Source organism: Holdemanella hominis (genome assembly GCF_014306155.1).
GTDB classification, from domain to species: domain Bacteria; phylum Bacillota_I; class Bacilli_A; order Erysipelotrichales; family Erysipelotrichaceae; genus Holdemanella; species Holdemanella hominis.
In genome coordinates this window covers 1-7,648 of sequence record NZ_JACRWH010000074.1, presented here as the reverse complement: position 1 = coordinate 7,648, position 7,648 = coordinate 1, and the positions used below count along the sequence as shown (strand labels likewise).

Annotated in this window: 8 protein-coding genes and 1 riboswitch; all 8 genes read left to right on the top strand. The window is 34.8% G+C overall.

The features are described from left to right. Window positions 1–294: 294 nt before the first annotated feature. The 8 genes from H8911_RS12575 to H8911_RS11295 all read left to right on the top strand — a co-directional run bounded on the left by H8911_RS12575 (window position 295) and on the right by H8911_RS11295 (window position 7,238). Entirely contained in the window at window positions 295–771 is a 477-nt protein-coding gene (locus H8911_RS12575; protein ID WP_222621028.1) for a hypothetical protein, read from the top strand. Between the two features lie 326 nt (window positions 772–1,097). After that, window positions 1,098–1,478 (top strand): GGDEF domain-containing protein, encoded by a 381-nt coding sequence (locus H8911_RS12570; RefSeq protein ID WP_222621027.1) that lies wholly within the window; start codon window positions 1,098–1,100, stop codon window positions 1,476–1,478. A gap of 203 nt (window positions 1,479–1,681) precedes the next feature. Further along, the gene (locus tag H8911_RS11320) at window positions 1,682–2,458 is read left to right on the top strand and encodes an alpha/beta hydrolase (RefSeq protein ID WP_186999729.1); all 777 of its coding nucleotides are present in this window, start codon (window positions 1,682–1,684) and stop codon (window positions 2,456–2,458) included. Between the two features lie 22 nt (window positions 2,459–2,480). Beyond that, the gene (gene nhaC, locus H8911_RS11315; protein ID WP_186999728.1) at window positions 2,481–3,878 is read left to right on the top strand and encodes a Na+/H+ antiporter NhaC; all 1,398 of its coding nucleotides are present in this window, start codon (window positions 2,481–2,483) and stop codon (window positions 3,876–3,878) included. A gap of 48 nt (window positions 3,879–3,926) precedes the next feature. After that, a riboswitch (TPP riboswitch) is annotated at window positions 3,927–4,032 on the top strand. Window positions 4,033–4,133: 101 nt separating this feature from the next. Next, complete coding sequence (gene thiC / locus H8911_RS11310) at window positions 4,134–5,474, top strand: phosphomethylpyrimidine synthase ThiC (RefSeq protein ID WP_186999727.1); 1,341 nt, start codon at window positions 4,134–4,136, stop codon at window positions 5,472–5,474. A 190-nt stretch (window positions 5,475–5,664) separates the two neighbouring features. Next, window positions 5,665–6,315 (top strand): Crp/Fnr family transcriptional regulator, encoded by a 651-nt coding sequence (locus H8911_RS11305; RefSeq protein WP_186999726.1) that lies wholly within the window; start codon window positions 5,665–5,667, stop codon window positions 6,313–6,315. A gap of 128 nt (window positions 6,316–6,443) precedes the next feature. Beyond that, window positions 6,444–6,776 carry a hypothetical protein gene (locus tag H8911_RS11300; protein WP_186999725.1) on the top strand — a complete coding sequence of 111 codons (333 nt, stop codon included), beginning with the start codon at window positions 6,444–6,446 and terminating at the stop codon, window positions 6,774–6,776. Window positions 6,777–6,848: 72 nt separating this feature from the next. Beyond that, on the top strand, window positions 6,849–7,238 hold the full coding sequence (locus H8911_RS11295; RefSeq protein ID WP_186999724.1) for a DUF3137 domain-containing protein: 390 nt from the start codon (window positions 6,849–6,851) through the stop codon (window positions 7,236–7,238). Window positions 7,239–7,648: the final 410 nt, after the last annotated feature.

Here is a 7,648-nt window from a genome sequence, read left to right as displayed (position 1 = left end):
AAGTTTATCAAGTCTTTGGATATTGGATGATAATTGTTTGATGTGGTCATTTACAAGTTCTATACGAGATTTCTGGACTGGTGTTAAATCCGTTCCATTAATTGAGTCAAGAATCATATTTAAAGAGATCACCTATATGTAGATAATCATACGATATGAATTGGTCATCAAAGCACTGCGTTCTGCGCTTATGTTGGATACACCGGATGAACAGATCAATGAGTTTATTCGTTTTTTTGGAAAACATATTGGATGTGATCGAATTTATATTTTTGAAGATAATAAAAGGAACATGTGACCGATAATACATATGAATGGTGCCATCATGGCATTGAAAGCGAAATGGATTATCTACAAGGCGTTGATATGGATATCATCGATTGGTGGTACAAAGCTTTTGGTAAGAAAGAAAATGTGATCATTCGTGATGTTGAAACGATAAAAAATGAGCATGTGTATACATATAATACGTTAAAGATTCAAAATGTAAAGCGTCTTGTGATATGTCCAATTCGCTATAAAAATGAAATCAGTGGTTTCTTTGGCGTGGACAATCCGCCGATTGATGACCATTTGGGCTTAACTACATTCTTAGATATGATCGCAACGTTAGTTATCTCTTTTTTAAAGATTCGGAATTCACAAAATAAGTTCAAGCGTGAAGCAAAATTAAGTGGCTATTCAGCCTTGGGACAAATCTATACTTCTATGCATTATATCAATGTGAAAACCAATCGCTTTCATATTGTGAAAATGGAGCGCAAATTCTAACGTATTTAGGAAAATATGAAATTTAGGATATAGAAGATAATTTTATGGATCAAATTTGTAAGATTCATCGAAAATTCAGTCAAGCTGATTATGTAGATCGAGAAGTTGAATTTATGGATCTTGTGACATTAGAAGCAAGGCTTTAAGGCAAAAAATCCATAGATAGTGTTTTCTATGGTAAGATTTCTGGCTGGTGCTGAGTCCGTTTTATTCCGATTGATTATGATGAGGATGGAAGTTTACTCCATGTTCTATATTATGCGGAATGTATTGATGATCAAAAGAAGCGAGAAGGCAAATTATTATATTTAGCTCAAACAGAAACAATGACGGGAATTTTAAATCGTCGTAGTAGAGAGAAGATGATTGAGCGTGTTTTAAACAACAAAGTCAGTGGCATGATATGTTTAGTGGATTGTGACAAATTTAAGTCCATTAATGATACGTATGGACACATGGCTGGGGATGAGGTCATTGTTGCGATTGCGCATACGCTACAAAAATCGTGTCGTGATAAAGATGTAGCCATGCGTCTTGGTGGAGATGAGTTTGCGTTATTTATTCCAGGTGTTACGGAACGTAAGTGTGCCAATGCTTTCTTTAAACGTTTGTTTGAGAATTTGAAACAAATCCAAATTGAATCTATAAAAGATCATCCGATTATAATGAGTTTAGGGCTTGCATTTATGATGGAAAAGAAGAATTGACCTTTGATGAATTATACTGTAGAGCCGATATGGTAATGTATCAAAGTAAAAAAGGGGAAGGATACCGTGCAACAATATATAAGAAAAAATAGTCTCTTGATGAACAAAGAGGCTATTGATGTATTCAAAATGTATACATGTGTTAAAAAGGTATAAACAAATTATATTTTTTGTGGTATTATACCCAAAACGGAGGGAAATATATGCAGAAGTACGTAGAAATTAAGCGGGATGGATTGACATTACGAGGTATGCTTCATGTGCCAGACAATGTAAGTTCGAAAGTGCCTATGGTCATTCTACTTCATGGATTTTGTGATGATCGCAATGAAATAAATTTTGTGCATAATGAGTTATCTCAAAGATTGTGTGATGCTGGTATTGCGAGTGTTCGCTTTGACATGAATGGCAGCGGAGAAAGCGATGGACGCTTTGAAGATATGACTATTTCAAGTGAGATTCTGGATGCGAAAGCCATGTTGACTTATGTCGAATCTTTAGATTTTGTCGATTCTAAAAAAATTGCGCTTCACGGATGTAGTCTAGGAGGATGCGTAGCGAGTATGGTAGCAGGACAATGTAAAGAAAGAGTTCAAGCATTGTCGTTATGGTGCCCTGCACCAGATTTAGTTTATAACTTGAAGGAACATTTGACTTTATGTGGTCAAGATGTTTCAAACATTGAAAAAGATGGATGTGCAGATGTGGAAGGATTGAAGTTGAGCCTTAAATTTTACCAAGATGCATGTACACTCGATCCTTATAAAGAGGCTTCATTGTTTGATAAAAATGTTTGTACCATTCATGGAGATCAAGACATTACAGCTTCGTGTGAGTGTAGTTACAAGTATAAAGAAATTTTTAAGGAAAGAGCAAAATGTATTATTGTCAAAGGAGCAGAGCATCGTTTTAAATCATTTGCGTTTAGAGAAGCAAGAATGAAAGCGGCTCTAGACTTTCTAAAGGACGAATTGTTATAGATGAAAGAGAAGGAAATTTGATATGAACAAAGAAAGAAAACAGCCAACAACCCTATTTGCGGTGGTTTCATTTTTGGCTATTATTGCCGTATTGATCATTATGATCAACTTAGGATGCAATACAACACTATCGGTATTTGCGGGTGTGATCGTTGCGGTTATTACCACAAAATTTTTAAATATTCCATGGAGTGAAGTGGAACAGAATATTATTAAAACAGCGGCTGAGTGTATGCCGACATTTTTGATTGTCATTATGGTCGGTATGCTTGTGGGAATCTGGATGGCCGGTGGAACCGTTCCATCATTGATGTATTATGGTATGCAAGTGATTTCACCGAAGATCTTAGTACCTCTAGCTTTTGTCCTTTGTGCCCTAACGAGTGAATTTACAGGAACATCCTTTGGTTCTGTGGCAACCATGGGTCTTGCGATGGTGGGAATTGCCGCTACAACAAGTATTCCCGTACCATTAGTTGTAGGTGCCGTTGTTTCTGGAGCGTGGCTAGGAGATAAGATGTCGCCTTTATCAGATACAACCAATTTAGCAAGTGGTGTAAGTAAAGTACCTTTATATGCTCACATTCATTCTATGCAGTATACAACACTTCCTGCAGCTGTAGTCGCTTTGATCTTATTTACAATTGCCGGCTTGTATTATAGTGGTGGAAGTATGGACCTTGCCCAACAAAAATTGATTTTAGATACGCTATCTAAACATTTCAATATCAATGTTCTATTGATTTTACCTGCTATTCTAGTTGTTTTGATTTCTGTATTTAAATTACCTTCCTTATTAGGAATGGGCTTAGCCGTAGTTGTATCTGCTGCTTTTGCGATGGTATTTCAAGGGGTAAACTTTGTTGATTTAATGAACTATGCTTTTAATGGTTTCAGCATTGAAACAGGTGTATCCATTGTTGATCCAATGTTGAATCGTGGTGGTGTACTTTCTATGTCTGAATTATTAGTGACATTTATGGTTGCTAGTGTAATGGGAGCTGTCATAACGTCTACTGGTATTTTGGATGTTTTGGCAAAAAATGTTCTTTTAAAATTTATAAAGAATCGTACAGTACTAGTGTTTGTCACTTTGGTGTATTGTTATGTTGTGAACTTCTTAACAGCTGGCGGACAAACAGTATCTATCATTGTAACTGAACAAACGTTTGAATCGACTTATGAAGATATGAATGTTTCTCGTAAAGTATTATCTAGAACACTCGAAGATTCTGGGACATTATCTGCGCCTATCGTTCCTTGGGGTGTTGCGACAATTTATGTCATGGGCGTACTTGGGTGCTCAACAGCTTATATTCCATACGCATGGTTTATCTTTGTCGTTCCTATTTTCTCAATGATTTGTGCCATTACTGGAATTGGAATTTGGGATAAAGAAGAAAAGCCTGTTCGAAAATAAATGTCTTATATCTTTACTATCTTTTAGAATTGGTGTATAACTTAAATGTAAATGAAAAAAGGGAGCTTGTAGTACAGGCTGAGAGGAAAGTATGACTTTCGACCTATAACCTGATTTGGATAATGCCAACGTAGGGAAATACTTTGTCTTTTTAGTGTGAGTATACCTATATTGGTTGCTCACTTTTTTTTGTGGCGAAATGGGGGCACCACTTTTTGTCACGTTAAATAATCATTTGGAAAAGGAGATTTTAAAATGAACACAAATGAAGGTACAGTAAGTACAGGCGCTACATATACCACTCAGATGGATGCTGCGCGTAAGGGGATTATTACGCCAGAAATGAAGATTGTAGCCCAAAAAGAAAAAATGACTGAAGAAGAACTAAGAGAGTTAGTCGCATGTGGTAAGGTTGTAATTCCGGCCAATAAAAACCATAAATCTTTAAATCCTGAAGGTGTGGGAAGTATGTTACGCACGAAGATCAATGTAAACTTAGGGGTTTCTAGAGATTGTAAAGATTATGATGTCGAAATGGAAAAAGTTATGGCAGCCGTAAATCTTGGCGCAGAATCAATTATGGATTTATCGAGTCATGGAAATACACAACCATTCCGTCAAAAATTAACATCTGAATGTCCAGCTATGATTGGTACTGTACCTGTATATGATAGTGTGATTCACTACCAAAGAGATTTAAATACATTAACCGCAAAGGATTTCTTGGATGTAGTTGAGTTACATGCCAAAGATGGTGTGGATTTTGTTACTTTGCACTGTGGAATCACAAGAAAGACGATTGATCAAATCAAAAAACACAAACGTAAAATGAATATTGTTTCTCGTGGAGGAAGTTTAGTCTTTGCGTGGATGTCAATGACAGGTGAAGAAAACCCATTCTATGAATACTATGATGAAATCTTGGATATCTGTGAAAAATATGATGTGACGATTTCTTTAGGAGATGCTTGTCGTCCTGGATGTTTAGCAGATGCCACAGATGTCTGTCAAATCGAAGAATTGGTTCGTTTAGGAGAACTTACAAAACGTGCTTGGGAACATAACGTACAAGTTATTGTCGAAGGACCTGGACATGTTCCATTAGATCAGGTTGCGGCCAATATGCAGGTTCAGCAACAAATCTGTATGGGTGCTCCATTTTATGTGTTAGGCCCATTAGTTACAGATATTGCGCCAGGCTATGATCATATTACAGCGGCTATTGGTGGTGCGGTTGCAGCTATGTCAGGAGCAGCCTTCTTATGTTATGTAACACCGGCAGAACACTTGGCTTTACCAAATGTTGAAGATACAAAACAAGGAATCATTGCTTCTAAGATTGCAGCACATGCGGCTGATATTGCCAAAGGTGTTAAAGGAGCACGAGATATTGATGACAAGATGGCTGACGCAAGAAAGAAGCTAGATTGGGATGCGCAATTTGAGTGTGCGATAGATCCAGAAACCGCAAAAGCAATTCGTCAATCTCGTATGCCAGAAGATGATCATAGTGACACTTGTAGTATGTGTGGTAAATTCTGTGCTGTAAGAAGTATGAATAAGGCTCTATCTGGAGAGAATATTGATATTTTATAATTGTAGTATTTTACATCGTTTATATTTTTTAACAATTATTTGTAGAAATTAATTGATGTTGTGTGTTGTTTATAAAAGTATGATATATTAAGTGTGTAACGTTTAAATGTTATATTCTCTCGTGACATATGTTACTAAAAATGAGATTGGTGAGTATGTTATAATTAGACGTATTGAGAAGGGGTTATTTATGAGTGAGCCAGTTTTAAGTTTTCTTGAAGAAAAGAATCTTCCTGAAGTCATAAAAAAGAAACATACATATTTGATGATGGATGGACACGACCAAGAAGATATTTACGTATTAAAAGATGGTGTTGTGAAAGTGAGTATTGTTTTATGTGATGGGCGTGAATTCAATATCACTTATTTAAAAGGTTTGGATATAATTTCTTTGTTGAAAGATGAAATCAATAAAATGACTACGACATCATTTCATGCTCGTATCGAAAGTGATACGGCATCTTTCTATCGAATCAACAGAAAATTCTTTGAACAATATGTGAAAGAAAATGAAGAATTACATGCATATATAGAGTCGTATTATCGTAAAAAGATGACCGAAGCTATTTATCGACAGCAACTCATGACAATGAATGGGAAAAATGGAGCTGTGTGTGCATTTATCTATCATTTGATTCCGTTATTTGGTAGACAAGTTAAAAAAGGTATATTTATTGATTTGCAAATCACGAACGATGATATTGCCAGTTTCTGTGGGGTATCCACAAGAAACAGTGTCAATCGTATCTTGCGTGGATTAAGAGAAGAAAACGTTATTACGATTGTGTATCATAAAATCTTAATTTTAGATGTAGATTATTTAAAGCGCTATGCACAGTAAAAGGAACTAATTAATGAAAGAAGGCCAGTGATCATTGACCTTCTTTTTCTATATTTTGACTAATTTAGTGCATTGTTTGAGATGTATTTGTGGGCTTGTTAATATGGGAGTGAAAGGAGATGAATGGTATGGGTAACAGATTGTTGTCTATACTAGGATTATTGATTGCGTTAGTGGGTATTGTGTTTGGTGGTAATCTTGTTTTAGTTATTATTGGATATGTGATTCTTGGCTTAGAACAGATGATCAAGGATAAGGAGGAGAGTACCGCATCTGGTATGGATGAGATTATAAAAGAATTCTTTGAGGATGTGCAATTTAATCCAAATACTCATATGCTTAATGTTAGCGATACGAATATTCTTTTACCTAAACATGATTATTGTAGCGGCAATAGATATGTACAAGGTAAATATAAAGGTTTTTCTGTAGCGTTTTGTACCATTAAACTCACAGATTAGACAGAGGTCTTGCGTGATGAGACTGGCTTGTAGGAAAAGAATGAAAATACAGTTTATACGGGTGAACGGTTGTTGTGTAAGCTTGACCAAAAGTTTAATACGTGGCTAACTATATATCCTTGTAATGCATTGGATAAACAAAGTATTAAAACTGGATATGAGACATTTGATAAGAAGTTTAATTTGACTTGTGGAGATGAAAAATTAGTTCTTGAGATATTGGATTCGAATCGACTAAAGCAAATTATTGCTTTATCAAATCATAAGTTTTCAATAAACTTGAATGAGGATGGAAGACTTTATATTGACGCTCATAGTTTTAAGAATATGAATGATTTAAAGTGGTTTGTGGATATGATTGATGTGTTTAGTGGATATTCAATGAATTATAAAGAATTATATTTAGAAACAAAAGAGATGCTTGAAGAATTTGATTTTATTGATCGAAGATTGTTACATTAACTTATTGTAAGAATGTTGATGATTTAAAATTAGTGCATGATTTTATTAGGGATAAGAAGTATAAGAATATTTATGAAATTCCTAGATATGTACTCTATTTGTATATGAAACGAAATCATCCTGAAAGAATTATTGAGGATTAAAAAAACAGAGAAATAAAATCTCAGGTTTTGATTTAATAAAAAGTTTGCCAAATTGTTTGCCAGAAATGAGAGATTTAAAAATAACTATACCTGAATTATTCATGAAAAGATAATAAAAGAAGATTAGCCTTGTTGATGGATCCAAATTGGCTAATCTTTTTCATTTTGTTTTCGAATGGTTTGAAATGAGTATATAAAAGGATATCAGACATTGCTGATTTTTTAAAATATAGGTTCAAAACGTTAAATCTGCAACACTTTATTCCA